Raw genomic sequence first — 15,755 nt, 5'->3', positions numbered from 1 at the left:
TGCCCTCGAACGGGAGTATCCCCGTGAGCGCTCAGCCCTCTGTCCTCCAGGTCGTCATCCTCCGCGACGGGCTCCTCGTCGGTACGGAGGTCTTCGTCCCCGGCACCTATGCCGTCGGCTCCGATCCGTCCTCGGATCTGCGGCTGGATGATCCCTCCATCGATCCACGCCACGCGCTGCTGTACTTCCAGAACGGCCGCTCGGCCATTCAGGACGCGGGCTCCAACGGCGGCGTCTACGTCAACGGCCACCGCGTCACCGCGTGCGAGATCCGCTCCGTGGACGAGGTGCTGTGTGGCCCCTTCGTCCTGAAGACGCGCGTGCTCTCGCAGAAGCCCGCCGAGAAGCCGCCTCCGTCTCCCGAGATGGCCGCCCTGCTCGGCGGCGCGTCCGCACCCATCGCGCAGCATCCGCCGGCCGCCGTCCACCCGCTGCGCCCCGGCCAGCAGGCGACGATGCCCGCGCGCGCCTCGCTGTCGTCGCTGCCGGCCGTCCAGGAGCCGGCACCGGGTGAAGTGCCCATCGCCACCGTCGCCACCGGGTACGCGCCCCAGAGCGCCCCCCGAGGCCCGGCGCCCCAGGCCGCCGTCGTCCCCATCGCTCAGCCCGTGCCCCAGCGTGGCCCGCCTGTCGCGGCTTCTCGCGGAGGCCCCGCCGTCGCCCACGCCCAGCCGCCCATGCCCGCGGTAGTGCCCGTGCAGCCCGCACCGGCCGTGCCCGTGCCCGCGAACACGGTGCCCTCCGCCCGCCGCCGCGCCACCCAGGATGTGATCCCCGCGGCGGAGCCCAGCCCCGGCATCCACCTGGCGGATGATCTCTTCAACGATCTGCTGCCCACGCCGGAGCCGTCTCCCGAGGACGAGGCTCCCCTCGAGCTGGACCTTCCCAAGCAGCCGCAGGCCCCTGCCGCCCGAGCCGCTCCCGCCCCCCGCGTGGCCCAGGCCCCCGTGGCCCGGCCCGCCCCCCAGCTCGCGCACAGCGCCGCCGGGGAGGTGCCGGATCCGCCTCGCCCCACGAATGCCCCGAAGCTGGGGCCCGGCAAGGGCGCTGCCCAGCTCTACCTGGAGCTCTATTGGGGCGGCATCCGCCGCGACGCGCGCCGCTACAGCGGTGGCAAGGAGCCCTTCAAGGCATCCACCGATGAGAAGACCGGCATGCCGCTGTGGGGCTTCTCGGTGCCCGAGGAGGGCTTCACGCTCGCCGAGTCCCTCAACGGCGCCTACCGCCTCTACGTCCCGCCGGGCTCCACGGTGGAGAAGGCCAACTCGGGTGCCCGTTACCAGGCCGTCCAGGCCAACGCGCTCGAGGCGGACGGCACCCGCCGCTTCATCACCCTGCGAGACGGCACCGCCGCCCGCGTGAGCCAGGGGCATATGTCCCTGGTGGCCTACGCCGCGCCCAAGCCGGACAAGGTGTGGGTCAACCCGCTCTCGGGCCTGCCCTGGCTGGCGCTGGTCTGCCTCTTCCTTTTCGGTGGAGCCTTCGGCGCCTTCGTGGTGCTCAAGCCCCAGATGCCCGAGTCCCCGGACTTCCAGCAGAAGAACCTCCCGCCCGTCGCCCTGCGCCTGCTGGCGCCGGAGCCGAAGAAGAAGGAGGAGGCGAAGAAGAAGCTCGAGGCCATCAAGGAGAAGGCCCCCAAGCCCGAGAAGAAGGTGGAGAAGGTCGCCGAGAAGCCCACGCCCAAGCCCGTGGAGAAGACGCCTCCGCCCAAGGAGAAGGAAGTCGCCCCTCCTCCGCCCGAGTCCAAGGCCCTCAAGGCCCTGGCGAAGCTGTCGGCCGCCGGCCCCGCCACCAATGACGTGCTGGCCGCGGTGGACAAGCTGGGCAGTGGCCCCGGCTCCAAGAACGTGAAGACGTCCAACTACAAGCTGTCCGGCCTCATCGGAAAGGCGCCCATCGCCAACGCGGGCCTGGGCACCTTCGGCCTGGGCGGCGGTGGTAAGGGCGGCGGCGCCACGCTCGGCGCGGAGCTGCTGCGCGGCAAGGGCGGCGGAGGCATTGGCGCCCTGGGTGCAGGCGGCGTGGGCAAGGGCCAGGTCGGCGGCACGGTGACGCGCGCCACCTCGCGCAGCGTCGCCACGACGCAGGGCACCATCGACCGCGAGGCCGTGGCCAAGGTCATCAATAGCCACCTCCAGGAAGTCTACGCGTGCTACGAGCGCGCCCTGCTCAAGGACACAGGACTCGCTGGCAAGGTGGTGCTCGAATGGACGATCGGCGGCAGCGGGAGCGTGGTGGCAGCCAAGACCAAGTCCTCCACCCTGCGCAACGGCACCGTCGAGGCCTGTATCCTCAGCAACCTGAAGAAATGGAACTTCCCCGCCCCCAAGGGCGGCGTCGTCATCATCAGCTACCCGTTCATCTTCAACTCGGTCGGCTACTGATGCGGATCCCCTCCGCCTCGAGCCGTCCTCACGACCGGACAGTCCCCATCGTGCGATACGCCCTGCTCCTGCTCCTCTCCCTGGCTCCTGGCCTCGCGCTCGCGCAGGCCGAGGTGCTCGAGAATCCTGGTACCACCTCGGCCGTGCAAGACCGGCTGTACCAGATGAACCACGAGCTGACGCTCGGCATCGGCGCGCTGCCCGCGGACGCCTTCTACAAGGGCTACATCGCCGCGCTCAGCTACACGTACCACTTCAGCGACAACTTCGCGTGGCAGGTGGGCCGAGGCGCCTACAGCTACAACGTGGAGACGAGCCTGCGCCGCCAGCTCGAGCGCGACTTCGGCGTGGCGCCCACCAGCAGCGCCCACGAGGACGAAGTGCAGTGGATGGTGGGCTCGGACATCGTGTGGAGCCCCATCTACGGGAAGACTTCCATCCTCAACAGCAAGGTGCTGCACTTCGAGGCCTTCCTGCTGGGCGGCGCCACCGTCTTCAAGCTCAACCGCGAGGGAGGCGGCTTCCGACCCGCCGCCAACGTGGGCGTGGGCATGCGCGTCTTCAAGAGCAACCACATCTCCTTCCGGCTGGATGTGACGAACAACGTCCTGTTCGCCGCGCCCTCCCGCATCATCAACGTCCCCACCGTCCAGCTCGCGACCGCGTTCAACTTCGGCGCCACGGAATGATGCCCCGCCAACTGCTCGCCGCGCTCTCGAGCGCCGCGCTCCTCGTCCTCCCTGTCACGTCCCGGGCTGGCGCCAATCCCCCCACGCCCGCACGTGCCCCCGCGCCCAGCACTGGCGCTCCGGCTCCCGCCGCGCCCGCTCCGGCCCCCGCCGCGAGCACCGCCGCGCCTGCTCCGGCTCCCGCCGCCAACACCGGCACGCCTCCGGCCCCCGGGGATGCCAGCAAGGCCCCGCCCGCCGAGGGCGAGGCCGCCGCGAAGAAGCCCGAAGAGGCGGCCCCTCCCCCGGCTCCGGAGAAGGTGGATCCGAAGGTCTTCGATGAGGCCCTCTCGGACTACTTCAACGGGAATCCGCGCGCCGCCGCCGGGCCGCTGTACGCCTGGCTGTCCGCCGCGCCCAAGACGGACGACAACTACGCCTGGGCGCAGTACTTCCTGGCGCGCAGCCTGATCGATCTCGGCCTCACGCATGCCGGCGCCGTGTACCTGGCCCGCATCGCCCGTGAGCGCACCAACCCCAACGTGCTGCCCCGCGCCCTCGAGTCCCTCAAGGACCTGACGGACAAGCCGCACGACGAGGTGATGATCGACGAGCAGGTGTTCGCCGCGTTGGACCTGGGCTTCCTCGAGCAGGAGGCCGGCGCCTACGCCCACTACCAGCAGGGCCTGGTGGACCTGCGCGTGGGCAACGAGCGCTGGGCCAACACCCACTTCGCCAAGCTGGACGATGGCAGCGCCGAGGCCAGCCGCGCCAAGTTCGCCCTGCTCGTCACCCGCCTGAAGACGGTGAAGGAGCCCTCCGAGGAGCTCATCACCGACTTCCTCACACTCTCCAAGGACGAGAAGCTCACCCGCGAGGCGCGCAACGAGGCGGCGCTCGCGGTGGCCCGCCTGCGCTATGAGCGCAAGGACTTCCAGGGCGCCCTGCAGGCCTACTCGCTGGTGAAGCTGCCCGAGCTGGATCCGGGCCGCGCCACCCTCTACCTGGAGGAGGCGTGGACCCGCTACAAGATGGGCGAGCTGCGCGCTTCCCTGGGCATCCTCACCACGCTGGACGCGCCCTCCTTCCGGGACGAGTTCCTCCCGGACAAGTACCTGCTGCGCGCCCTCATCTTCCGGGATTTGTGCCACTACCTTCCGGCCAAGCGCTCCGCCAAGGAGCTGACGCGCCGGTTCGCCGACTCGCTGGACGCCATCGCCGAGCGCGAGGACCTGACGCAGGACCTGCGCCTGCGCCGAGCCGCCGAGGCCCATGGCGCCACCAAGCGGGCCTCGCGCTTCAAGGAGATGCTGGAGCTGGAGTCCGAGCGCCTGGGCCGCTACGCCGGCAGCTTCGGAGACCGGCTGCAGGCCCACCTGACCAAGCTCTACGCCCTCTCCCTGGGCGAGGCCGAGCGCGTCTACCAGTCGCGGCTGAACGACGCCGTGCGCCAGGAGGCCGATACATTGCTGCGCGCCGCCGAGCAGGTCCGCCTCATGGAGTACGAGGTGGGCCTCAAGCTGTACGAGCGCGTGAAGAGGGGCTCCAAGGTCGTCATCCCGCCAGAGGAGGCGCTGCTGCAGCCCCACCAGGTCGCCTTCAGGTTCGACGGCGAGTACTGGAATGACGAGCTGAAGTCCTACCGGGTCCGCATCGAGAGCCGTTGCATCGAGGAAAACCAATGACCGGGCAGTTGACGGGGATCATCACCGCGGCCCTGCTGGCCGCGAGCTCCGCCGGGCCCCAGCGCCTGGATCGCAACCTCAACCCCATCGTCTCCAAGGCGAAGGAGCGCGACGAGCTCATCACCAAGCTCAAGCGCGACATCTTCAAGGTGGACCGCGCCATCGGCGAGACGGAGAAGCTCATCTCCAAGAGCCGCAACGCGCCCTACCTGCCGGACCTGCAGTTCCGGCTGGCCGAGCTCTACGTGGAGAAGAGCCGCTACGTGTACTACCTGCAGGCCGAGCAGCGGCCCGAGGGAGCCACGGGCGCGCTCGTCTCTCCGGAGACGCGGCTGATGAAGAACAAGGCCGTCCAGCTCTACCTGCGCCTGCTGCGCGAGTACCCGGACTTCCACGACGGCGACAAGGTGACGTTCTACCTGGCGCACGAGCAGCGCGAGCTGGGCACCTTCGACGAGATGCTCAAGACGCTGGGGGACTTGATCCGCAAGTACCCCACCAGCCCGCTGCGCCTGGAGTCCGAGCAGATCATCGGCGACTACTACTTCGACAAGGCGGACCTGGTGGAGGCGGAGAAGCACTACACCGCCATCCTGGCCCAGCCGCCCTCGCCGGTGCACGACCTGGCCCGCTACAAGATGGGCTGGATCCGGGTGAACCAGGCCAAGCACGCCGAGGCCGTGGTCTTCTTCGAGGCCGCCGCCGCCAGCGACACGCTGCCCGGGGTGGACGCGAAGAAGGCGCTCAACGTGAAGCGCGAGGCGCTGCTGGACCTGGTCTACAGCTACACCGAGGCCAAGCCGGCCAAGGGCGCGCTCAACTACTTCGAGAAGCTGAGCGACAGCCGCGCCACGTTCGCCCTGGCGCTGGACAAGCTGGGCAACCGCTACTTCATCAAGCAGCAGTACGAGTGGGCCATCCCCGCGCTGCGCAAGCTGATGGAGATCCAGTTCGATCCCGAGCTGGACCTCGAGCGCGGGCAGAAGCTGTATGACGCGCTCAAGGCGTCCAAGGGCAAGGTGATGCCCGAGCCCCAGGACATCCGCTTCCTCGTCCGCGCCGCCGTCCAGACGAAGACGGATCCGGAGCTGGACGGAGGAGAGCGCAAGAAGCAGCTCGCCGAGCTGGAGGAGATGGGGAGAGATCTCTCCACCCAGTTGCACGTGGCCGCCCAGAAGAAGGACGACAAGGCCATGTACATCACGGCGGCGCAGGCCTACCGCGAGTACCTGAGCCTGTTCCGGCCCGAGCAGTACGTGCGGCCCATCATGAAGAACCGCGCGGACGCGCTCTTCGAGGCGGGCTCCTTCCCCGAGGCCGCGCGCCAGTTCGAGGAGCTGGCCCGCTACGAGGAGAAGGCCAAGCAGCGGGACGAGAAGGCCATCGACGCCGCCATGTACGGCGCCCTGCTGTGCCACTTCTCCACCGTGAAGCCGGAGGAGGCGGCCAAGCGCACCACCTTCGAGGTGGCCGACGCACGCCAGGCTCTCAAAGTCCTGGGCGCCAACTACGTCACCCGCTTCCCACAGAGCCCCAACGTGCTCGAGGTGACGTTCAACATCGCCCGCGCCTACTACGAGGACGGCGACTACCCGAAGGCCGCCGAGCTCTTCACCAAGTTCGCCCTGGCCCACCCCCAGCACAAGGACGCCAGCGTCGCCGGCAACCTCGCGCTGGACAGCCTGCGGCAGCTCAACGACTTCAAGGGCCTGGAGGCTACCGGCAAGCAGTTCCTCGGCACCGCCCTGCCCGCCAAGTTCCAGGACGACGTGAGGAAGATCCTCGCGCAGAGCAAGGCCGAGGCCCTGGACGAGCTGGCCCTCAAGAGCGCCGAGGAGACGGGTGACGTCATCACCGGCCTCCTCAAGGTCGCCGACGAGAACAAGAACTCGGAGATCGGCGAGAAGGCCCTGTACGGCGCATTCACCGCGGCGCGCGAGAAGAGGGATTTGACCAACGCGAGAGACCTCGGCAACCGGCTGATGAACGAGTACCCCAAGAGCCAATACCTCTCGGACGTGCTGCTGACGCTGGGCCGGTACTCGGCGGAGGCGGGCTCGTTCGGCGAGGCGGCCGAGTGGTTCGACAAGGTGGGCCAGAAGCTCGGCGGAGACGTGGCCGGCCTGGATGGCTTCCTGTCCGCCGCCAAGCTGCGCATGGCCATGGGCGACTACAAGGAGGCGGCCAAGAGCCTGGAGACGGCCTCCGCCAGCGCGGGCGCTCGCAAGGGCGAGGTGCTCGTGCTGCTCGCCGAGGCCCAGTTGAAGCAGAAGGACTACGCCGCCGCCCGCCGCGCCGCCGAGAGCGCGCTGGCCCTGGACAAGACGAGCACCGGCGCCGCCGCCGTCATCGCCGAGGTGCAGGCCACCACCGCGCCGAACGACCCGCCCGACAAGCTCATCACCACCCTCACCACCGCCGTGCAGGGCCCCAACGGGCAGACGGAGGAGGCCGCCAAGGGCCTGTGGTTCCTGGGTGAGATCCTCTACCGCGGCTACAAGGGCCTGCCGGCCGACAAGGTCGAGGAGAAGGTCGCCGCGCTCCAGGGCATGGAGGGCATCTACACGCAGGCCGCCTCGCTGGGCTACCCGGAGTGGGCCGTGGCCTCGCTGTGGAAGCTGGCCATGTCCTACTCGCACCTGGCGGACGTGGTGGATGCGACGCCGGCTCCGGCGGGTGCCTCCGCGGCCGAGGTGAAGGCCTTCCAGCAGGCGGTGAAGGAGCAGGTGGCGCCGCTGCGCCAGCGCGCGGATGAGGCCTTCAAGGCCTGTCTGGCTCGCGCCGAGCAGCTCGACGTGTTCAGCGCCGCGGTGGTGGGTTGCCGCACGCGCAGCGACACGGCGTCGCTCCCGGTGCCCAACCCGGGCGCTCCCACCCGGAGCGCCTCGCTGGAGGAGGTGCGCAAGAAGGCCGAGGCCACGCTGTCCGCCGAGGCGCTCGAGGCGCTGGGCATGGCCTACCTGGAGAACCGGCAGTTCGGCCTGGCACAGCTCACCTTCGGCCGCGTGACGGAGTTGCAGGACACGCGCGCCTCGGCGCACAGCGCGCTGGGCTGGGCGCTGCTGAACCAGGGTGACGCCATGAATGCCCGCGCCGCGTATGCCAAGGCGCTCGAGGCGGATCCGACGTATGGCAAGGCCCGCCTCAACCTGGCCGCCCTGCGCTGCCGCTTCGGCGACAACGAGGGCGCCAAGCGCGAGCTGTCCGTCCTCAAGGACATGGGCTCGCTGACGGGTCCGGACGTCGACACGGGGTGGAAGGCGTGCAAGTGAGCCGACGCATACTCCCGGGCCTCGCTCTGGCGGGCCTGCTCACCGCGTGCGGCGACGGGCCGTACCTGGAGGGCAGCATCTCGCCGCTGCTGGATCTGCACTACGAGCTGGCGAAGGCCACGGCCACCACGGGCGAGGTCTCCGTCAACTTCGTCACCACGCAGAAGTGCGGCGAGAACACCGTCTCCGAGAACACCCTGCTCAGCGTGAGCGCGCAGTTGGAAAAGCTCCAGGTGGCTCCCAGCGTGGAGATCAACCTCGCCGAGCTGCTGGGCGAGGGCGAGGACGCGCCGCAACGCGGCCGGGTGCGCCGCAGGGTCCTCAACGAGCCCGAGCGCGACTTCCCGCGCATCCTCATCGGGGGCCTCACCCTCGACAAGTCCCTCGAGGCCCTCACTCCTGGCACGAAGGTGACGGGCGATTTCCACGTCACCTTCGTCAACGGCACCGACGTCTATTCCGGTCGCACCGTCTTCGGACACTTCAACGCGACCGTTCCAGAGCCGCAGCCCGATCCCCTTCCGACGACCGAAGAATGCCCATGAAGCGCATCCTCCTGCTCTCCCTTCCCCTGCTCGCCGCGTGTGGCCCGCGCTATGGCATGCGCGTGCCGGACGAGATGGTGAAGAAGCTCCCCTACGAGACGCGAATCGAGCTGCTCGAGGCGGAGAATGATCTCGCGCTGGCCATCGACAAGGTGGACCAGGCCGGCAGCGAAATCGTCCGCGCCCGCGACAACATCCGCCGTGCCCGCTCTCGCGCGAAGGCCGCCGAGGACGAGCTGGATCGCGCTGAGGACAACGTGTCCAAGGAAGTGGCCCAGCTCACCATCGACGAGGCGGAAGCCCGCGTGGACTACCTGCGCGCCCGGCAACACCTCAACGTGGCCCTGCTCGACGTGGAGCAACTGGCGCTGCGCTGCGCCTTCGCCCGCTTCGAGCTGGCCCGCGTCACCGCCGCCCGCAAGTCCAAAGTCGAGGGCAGCGAGGAGCTGGAGCCCAAGGAGTTCGAGGCGCAGATCGCCGAGTGCGACGCGGAGGTGAAGGAGGAGCGGGCGGATCTCGGCTCGGACACCGCTGATGAGAAGGCCGCGCGCGAGGCGTGGGAAGGCAAGAAGTCGGCGCTGGCCAAGAAGACATTCGACGCGAGAACCAGTCCCTACGTGGAGAACCTGTGATGACTCGAGCCGGTGTCCTCGTCCTCCAGCTCCTCACGGCGCAAGCTCCGGCGCCGGCCACTCCTGCTGGCGCGCCCGCGGAGGCACCCGCCGCCGCGACAGCCGATGCCGCGCTGCCTCCGGATGTGGACGCCCTGTACAAGCTGGGCGTGGCCTTCCTGAACCAGGGCCAGCCGAAGAAGGCCGCTCCGCCGCTGAAGAAGCTGCTGGAGAAGGCCCCCGAGGTCATCGCCGCGCGCGTGGCGCTGGCCCGGGCGCTGCGCCTGTCCGGAGACACCGAGGAGGCACGAGCCCTGCTGGACGGCTCCATCGCCATGTACCCGGAGGAGTCCACGCTGCGCTCCGAGCGCGGCCTGCTGGCCCGGGTGATGGACGAGAACGACGTGGCCATCAGCCAGTACTCGGTGGCGGTGGAGCTCTCGCCGAAGGACGCGGAGCTGCAGTTCAACCTGGGCGAGGCGCTCCAGCGCGCCGGCCGCACGGACGACGCCATCAGCGCCTACGAGGACGCGCTGAAGCTGGACGCCAAGCTCACGGTGGCCCGGGTGAACATGGCCAAGGCCCAGGCCGAGAAGGGGCTGATGGGCGAGGCCAAGGAGACGCTCAAGGAGGCCATCCAGGTGGCCCCCAACGACGCCGAGGCCCACTACAACATGGGCGTGCTGCTCATGCGGGGCAACGATCTGGTCGGCGCGATGGGCGAGTACCAGAAGGCCCTGGAGCTCAACCCGAAGCACGCCATGGCGCACAACAACGTGGGCGTGGTGTACGACGGGCTGGGGCAGCACCAGAAGGCGACGGAGGCCTTCAAGAAGGCCATCGCCGCGGACCCCAAGTACGCCGAGGCGCACTTCAACCTGGGCCTGGCGTACTTCTGGCTTGGCCAGCAGGTGCTGGCGACGAAAGCGTTCGAGAAGGCGCTGGAATTGGAGCCGCGGCGCTCCAGTGGTCCGTACACGCAGCTGGGCCACCTGTACCTGCAGCAGGGCAAGAAGGACCGCGCGGTGGAGGCCTTCAAGAAGGCCCTCGAGGCCAGTGCGGAGGACGGCCGGAAGACGACTGAGGCCTATCAGGGCCTGGCGCGCGCCTACCTGGCCCTGGGCAAGGTGGACGATGCGGTGGCCACACTGAAGAAGGTGGTCGACGACTTCCCCAAGGACGCCGCCGCGCGCGATGCGTACGGTGACGCGCTGAAGGCCAAGGGAGATCTCGACGGCGCCATTGCCCAGTACGAGGAGGGCGTGGCACTTGCGCCGACGACGGAGGCGCGGCTGGCGCTAGCGGACGCATATGCGCGCAAGCACGTGGGAGCCAAGGCACAACCCATCTTCGAGGCCATCCTGAAGGAGGAGCCGGGCAACCGCGAGGCGAAGCTGAAGCTGGCGGATCTGTACCTGTCCATGGGCCGCTACGCGGAGGTGGAGCAGCTGCTCCAAGCCAAGGAAGGCGAGTCGATGGACGCCGGGGCGATGGCTCGGCTGGGCATCATGCACTCGCGCCTGCAGCGGCCGGACAAGGCGCTGACGCTGCTGGAGCAGGTGGCGAAGAAGGATCCGTCGCAGCTCGATGCGCGCGCGGAGCTGGGGCAGATCTACCTGCGAGGCGGAGACGCCGAGAAGGCGGTACGCGTGCTAGGAGACGTGCTGGCCATCGAGCCGCGGCACGCGCTGGCGCTGCTGTACACGGGGCAGGCGCTGTACCGGCTGGGCAAGACGAAGGAGGCCGAGCAGTCCGTGAGGGCATCGGCCCAGGTGGATCCGAACTTCGCTGAGCCGCACAACGTGCTTGGACAATTGCTGGAGGCGGCCAAGCGCATCGACGAGGCGAAGGCCGAGTACGCCAAGGCCGTGGAGCTCCAGCCCAATCACGATGACGCGAAGGCGTCGCTCAAGCGGCTGGGCGGCGTAGCGGCCTCGACCAAGTAGTCGCCCTGACCGGCGCATGCCTTGAATGGCGAGGCCCGCCTGAAGGGCCCCCTCGGGCGGCGACCGTGAACCGAGCTGGTATGACAGGCATACCAGCCGGCTCGAATCGCGCCCGGAGGGACACCCCGCTGGCGGCGACCATGAACCGAGCTGGTATGACAGGCATACCAGGTGGTTCGAATCGCGCCCGGAGGGTCCCCCCTCCGCGCTCGCTTGTGCGCACTCGGGTGGAGGACGCAGCAGCCAGCCTCCCGGGTACAGCATTCTCCTTCAGGGACTGTGAAGGAGATGAGTCAGGACGGCCAGCCCAGCAGCACGGCGCCGGCAATCACCAACACCGCCCCGGAGATCTGCTTGCGCCCGGGCCGCTCTCCTTGCAGCACCGCGAGCCCCAGGGCGAAGGCAATGGACGTGTTGCGCAACGTCAGTACCGCCCCCGCGCCTGCATGTGCCAGCGCCGTGAGCAGCATCCCGAAGGACAGCGTGCAGAACGCTCCAGTGGCCAGCAGCAGCACTGGCCGCTGACGCACCGGACGAAGCACCGCGTCCACTCCCCCGCCTCGCACCCGGGTGAGCAACAGGATGGGCAGCGCCACGATCATGGGGACAACGAAGAGCGGAGCCGGCTGCGCGCCCACGCCCAGCGCCTGCTTGTAGGCCACGTGGTAGCAGGCGATGCACACCGCGCTCACCGCCGCCCAGCCAATCCCCCGCGTCGCCGAGCCTTCGATCCGCACCAGGCCCGTCACCACCAACCCGGCCCCCAACACCACCGCCCCCATCACTGTCAGCGGAGTGACGGCCTCGCCCAACGTCAGAACAGACACGGGCCACACCAGCAACAGCGCTCCCCCTCGCGCCACCGTGTACGCAAGTCCCAGAGGCGCGTAACGCAGGGAGCGTGCGAGCGAGAACAGATAGATGCCCTCGAAGAACCCCGCCGTGAGGGCCCACAGCCACCCTGTCCGAGAGGGAAAGGCTTCACCCTCGAGCCCCAGCGTCCACAGTCCACCCAACACGACTGCCACGGAGACGACGCTCACCATGGCGGACTCGGGATCCTCCTGCCGCTTGAGCAGCGCATTCCACAACGCGTGCAGGAATGCGGACAACAGCACCAGCGTGAGGGCGACAGGTTCCAACACAGCTCCCGAAGAGAGGCTCCGGTTCTACCCTCCTTCACGCATCGCGGCATGAACGCGCACGCTTTGTCTCCGCCAGAGGGCTTGCATGCTCCGCGAGCGAGACACACCGTGACCCGCGGGGTCGGGTCGCGGGGAGGGGGTCTCGAAAAGCGATCGCTCGCCAATCCTTCCGAGAAGTCGGCGGCTGGTTCGTGTACACTAGATCCAGAATTCTCGGAGCAATCGGAAAATTATGTCCCAGGCCGATTCTCGCACCGCCCCTGCGCTGGATGTCTCGAACCTCGCGGTCCACGCGCTCTGGGGCGCCTGGTTTGCGACGGTGCTGGTCTGCTGGAGCCGCTGGTCCCTGCCCTGGCGCACCGCGGCAATGACTGTCGGGTGGGCGGTGATGTTCTGGAACTACGCGGTGCTGCACAATCACATGCACGTGCCCATCGCGAAGCCTCGAGCGCTCAAGTGGCTCGTGTCTCGGACACTGGGGTTGGCGTGTGGCTTTGCGTATCGCGGCTACTACATCCACCACTTCAATCATCACAAGTACAACGACGGCCCCGGAGACTGGGGCCGTCCGAGACCCGGAGAGGGCGCGCTCCACTACTGCTTACGCTGGGCGCTCACACCGTGGTTCTGGCCCTGGGAGGCCGTAGGGCTGGTGTGGAAGTCCTGCAAGACACGGAGCCAGAAGCTGGAGCTGCTGCTGGACTTCGTGGTGGTGGACGGCACACTCCTGGCGCTGCTCGCGTGGCAACCGTCATTGGGGATGTCACTGCTGGCCATGCTCCTGGTGGGCCAGACCTGCATCCACTATCTGAACCTCGCGGCGCACGCAGGCTCGGACTCCACGGACCGGACGGCGCTCGCGGTGACGTCCACCTCGCGCTTCTACAACCGCTACTTCTTCAACGCGGGCTACCACCAGGCGCACCACCTCAAGCCCCAGGCGCCGTGGCGCGAGCTGCCCGCGATCACCGAGGAGCTCATCCGCCAGGGGCAGCACAACCTCGCGCTCTACGTCGAGCCCTCACCCATCCACCCCGGATGGATCGCCATCGTGGCTGCCTTCCGCAGGTACCAGAGCGGCCGCGAACGGCCCGTTCCCGTGCCGCGTCCCGCCGTGGGGACCTCGGGCACATCCTCCTGACTCAGAGACCCACGCTCACGCCCGTGCGCGAGCTGAGCGCCCGCACCACCTCCAGCACCTCCGAGAGCCGCACCGGCTTGCTGAGATAGGCATCCGCGCCAGCCTCCAGGCACCGCTCGCGGTCCCCAGGCATGGCCAGGGCGGTGAGCGCCACCATGGACACATGGGCCGTCTCCGACTCCGAACGGAGCTGGCGGATGGCATCCAGCCCGTTGAGGCGCGGCATCTGGATGTCCATCAGCACCACCGAAGGCTTCGACTCACGGCACATGCGCACCGCTTCCTCGCCATTGCGCGCGATGATGATGCGGAAGCCGTAGGCCGTCAGGTAGTCCTCGAGGTGCCGGGTGTTCACCTCGCTGTCATCCGCGATCAGCACCGTGCACGCGTTGACCTCCGAGGGAATGGGAGCTGGAGTCCGGCTGGTCGGCAAGGTGATCGGCGCCTCGGCCACGCTCGGCTCCTCCACGGACAGCACCACCGTGAAGCGGCTGCCCTTGCCTACCTCGCTCTGCAACTCCACCCGTCCCTGGTGCAATTCCACCATGCGGCGCACCAGGGCCAGTCCCAGCCCGGAACCCTCGTGGCGGCGATCCAGACCCGCATCGAGCTGGACGAAGGGCTCGAAGATGCGCTGCCAGTCCGCCCTGGCGATGCCGGGGCCCGTGTCCCAAACGGTGAAGGCCACCTCGCCGCCGGGCCGCGCCGTCACCTCCAGGCCGATGCGCCCGCCATCCGGCGTGAACTTCTGCGCGTTGGCCAGCAGGTTGAGCAACACCTGCCGCAGCCGCCGCCGGTCCGCCCACACGTACGACACCTGGCCATCGCTGGCATAGGTGACGGTGATGCCCTTGCGGCGGGCCTGCTCGCGCACCAGACGCAGGCTCTCCTGGCACACCTCCTCCACCGGCACCGCGCCGAGGTTCAGCTCCAGGCGCCCCACCGTGCTCTTGGTGATGTCGAGCACGTCGTTGATGAGCGACAGCAGGTGCCGGCCGCTCTCCTCGATGGTCTTCAGCGAGACGCGCTGCTCCTCGGTGACGGGGCCGAAGATGCTCTCGCTCATCGCCTCCGCCTGCCCCAGCACCGCGTTGAGCGGCGTGCGCAGCTCGTGGCTCATGTTGGCGAGGAACTCGTCCTTCATCCGCGCCAGGCGCTGCAGGTCCTCGTTCGTCCGGCGCAGGTTCTCGCGCAGCAGCTCCTGCTCCGCCTCGCGCGCCTTCCGGGCGGTGATGTCCACGTGGTAGCCGGTGACGCGCACGCCCTGGCCCTGCTCGTCACGCCCCACCAGGCCGTAGCTGGCGATCCACCGCCACGAGCCATCCTTGGCCCGCATGCGGATCTCGTTCACGTAGCGGTCGCCGTTGGACGGATCGCTCACGTACTGCCGGGAGACCTCGAGGGCGCGCGGGCGATCCTCGGGATGCATGAGGCTCTCCCACGTCTGAAGGCTGTTCTCCAGCTCCGAGTCCTGGTAGCCGACCTGCGCCTTCCACACGGGCGACAGGTAGATGGTGCCCGCCTGCACATCCCAGTCCCACAGGCCGAGCTGGCCCGCGCTCACCGCCAGCTCCAGGCGCCGGTTGGCCTCGTGGAGCAGCTCCGCCATGCGCTTGCGCTCGGTGATGTCCACCGAGATGCCCAGCACGAAATCCGCTCCGTCCGGGGCGCGCAGCGGCCGCTTGCGCGTGTCGAACCACCCCACCGCTCCGTCCGCGCGGGTGAAGCTCTCCTCGACGCGCACCTCGGACTGGGTGACGAGCACCTCCCGGTCGACCTTGTCGAAGATCTCGAGCTCGTCCTCATCCGCGTGGATCGCCGCGTTGTGCTTGAGCACCACCTCGTCCGGCGGCGCGGAGAACAGATCCGCGCACGCCTGGTTCACGAAGATGAAGCGGCCCCGGCGATCCTTGACGAAGATGAGGTTGGGATCGGCGTCGAAGATGGCCAGCATGAAGGCCCGCTGCTGCTCGGCCAGGTCTCCCTGGTGCGAGAGGTGCTTGCGGCTGAGCCGGCGCTCCCAGGCGGCGGGCACGTCCGCCACCGACATCTTCAGCTCCCCACCACAGATGAGCAGTCCCCCGTCCGAGAACCGGTGCCGCTCCAGGCGCCACGGCCCGGGCTCGGAGTCCCCGAAGGAGACGGGACACGCCCACTCGATGAAGCCCTCCTGGGCGGCGAGCAGCTTGCGGCCCATGGGCTCGCCAAAGAGGTCCGTCAGCACGTGGCCCCGAGGGTTCTTGCCCAGCAGCCGCGCGCTGCCGGGAGAGCAGGCCTGGACAACCCCCGCGGCATCCACGAGCAGCCAGAGGGGATGTTCAGCCACGGAGGGCACGGAGGGACGCATGCAAGCAACCT

At 68.9% G+C, this 15,755-nt stretch carries 10 protein-coding genes; 8 read left to right on the top strand and 2 right to left on the bottom strand.

All coding sequences use genetic code 11. From position 1 onward, the window contains the following. The first annotated feature begins 23 nt into the window (after positions 1 to 23). Genes KY501_RS43435 through KY501_RS43405 form a run of 7 tightly spaced genes read left to right on the top strand, consistent with a single transcriptional unit; the run spans position 24 to position 11,111 of the window. Positions 24 to 2,384, top strand: coding sequence for an AgmX/PglI C-terminal domain-containing protein (locus KY501_RS43435; RefSeq protein WP_224370243.1), 2,361 nt, complete (start codon positions 24 to 26; stop codon positions 2,382 to 2,384). Between the two features lie 50 nt (positions 2,385 to 2,434). Further along, the gene (locus KY501_RS43430) at positions 2,435 to 3,073 is read left to right on the top strand and encodes an outer membrane beta-barrel domain-containing protein (RefSeq protein ID WP_224370241.1); all 639 of its coding nucleotides are present in this window, start codon (positions 2,435 to 2,437) and stop codon (positions 3,071 to 3,073) included. After that, positions 3,070 to 4,737: a hypothetical protein gene (locus KY501_RS43425; protein ID WP_224370239.1), complete on the top strand. Its 1,668-nt coding sequence runs from the start codon at positions 3,070 to 3,072 to the stop codon at positions 4,735 to 4,737. The genes KY501_RS43430 and KY501_RS43425 overlap by 4 nt, the downstream gene beginning before the upstream one ends. Then, entirely contained in the window at positions 4,734 to 8,009 is a 3,276-nt protein-coding gene (locus tag KY501_RS43420) for a tetratricopeptide repeat protein (RefSeq protein ID WP_224370237.1), read from the top strand. The genes KY501_RS43425 and KY501_RS43420 overlap by 4 nt, the downstream gene beginning before the upstream one ends. After that, positions 8,006 to 8,554 (top strand): hypothetical protein, encoded by a 549-nt coding sequence (locus tag KY501_RS43415; protein WP_224370235.1) that lies wholly within the window; start codon positions 8,006 to 8,008, stop codon positions 8,552 to 8,554. Before KY501_RS43420 ends, KY501_RS43415 begins: the two co-directional genes overlap by 4 nt. After that, the gene (locus tag KY501_RS43410; protein ID WP_224370233.1) at positions 8,551 to 9,186 is read left to right on the top strand and encodes a hypothetical protein; all 636 of its coding nucleotides are present in this window, start codon (positions 8,551 to 8,553) and stop codon (positions 9,184 to 9,186) included. Before KY501_RS43415 ends, KY501_RS43410 begins: the two co-directional genes overlap by 4 nt. Then, positions 9,186 to 11,111, top strand: a complete 1,926-nt coding sequence (locus KY501_RS43405) for a tetratricopeptide repeat protein (protein ID WP_224370231.1) — start codon at positions 9,186 to 9,188, stop codon at positions 11,109 to 11,111. The genes KY501_RS43410 and KY501_RS43405 overlap by 1 nt, the downstream gene beginning before the upstream one ends. Before the next feature lie 293 nt (positions 11,112 to 11,404). Here the strand turns inward: KY501_RS43405 and KY501_RS53785 are convergent, their stop codons facing one another. After that, positions 11,405 to 12,256 carry an EamA family transporter gene (locus KY501_RS53785; protein ID WP_309243044.1) on the bottom strand — a complete coding sequence of 284 codons (852 nt, stop codon included), beginning with the start codon at positions 12,254 to 12,256 and terminating at the stop codon, positions 11,405 to 11,407. Between the two features lie 232 nt (positions 12,257 to 12,488). On the opposite strand from KY501_RS53785, the gene KY501_RS43390 reads away from it, so the two are divergent. Further along, positions 12,489 to 13,397: a fatty acid desaturase family protein gene (locus tag KY501_RS43390; RefSeq protein ID WP_224370229.1), complete on the top strand. Its 909-nt coding sequence runs from the start codon at positions 12,489 to 12,491 to the stop codon at positions 13,395 to 13,397. A gap of 1 nt (position 13,398) precedes the next feature. Here KY501_RS43390 and KY501_RS43385 read toward each other — a convergent pair whose 3' ends face one another. Further along, the gene (locus KY501_RS43385) at positions 13,399 to 15,744 is read right to left on the bottom strand and encodes a hybrid sensor histidine kinase/response regulator (RefSeq protein WP_224370227.1); all 2,346 of its coding nucleotides are present in this window, start codon (positions 15,742 to 15,744) and stop codon (positions 13,399 to 13,401) included. Positions 15,745 to 15,755 lie beyond the last annotated feature (11 nt).

Origin of the sequence: Hyalangium versicolor, from assembly GCF_020103695.1 — a bacterium.
Taxonomy (GTDB): domain Bacteria; phylum Myxococcota; class Myxococcia; order Myxococcales; family Myxococcaceae; genus Hyalangium; species Hyalangium versicolor.
Note: the sequence above shows the minus strand (reverse complement) of the source record. Positions and strands in the feature narration are given on the sequence as shown.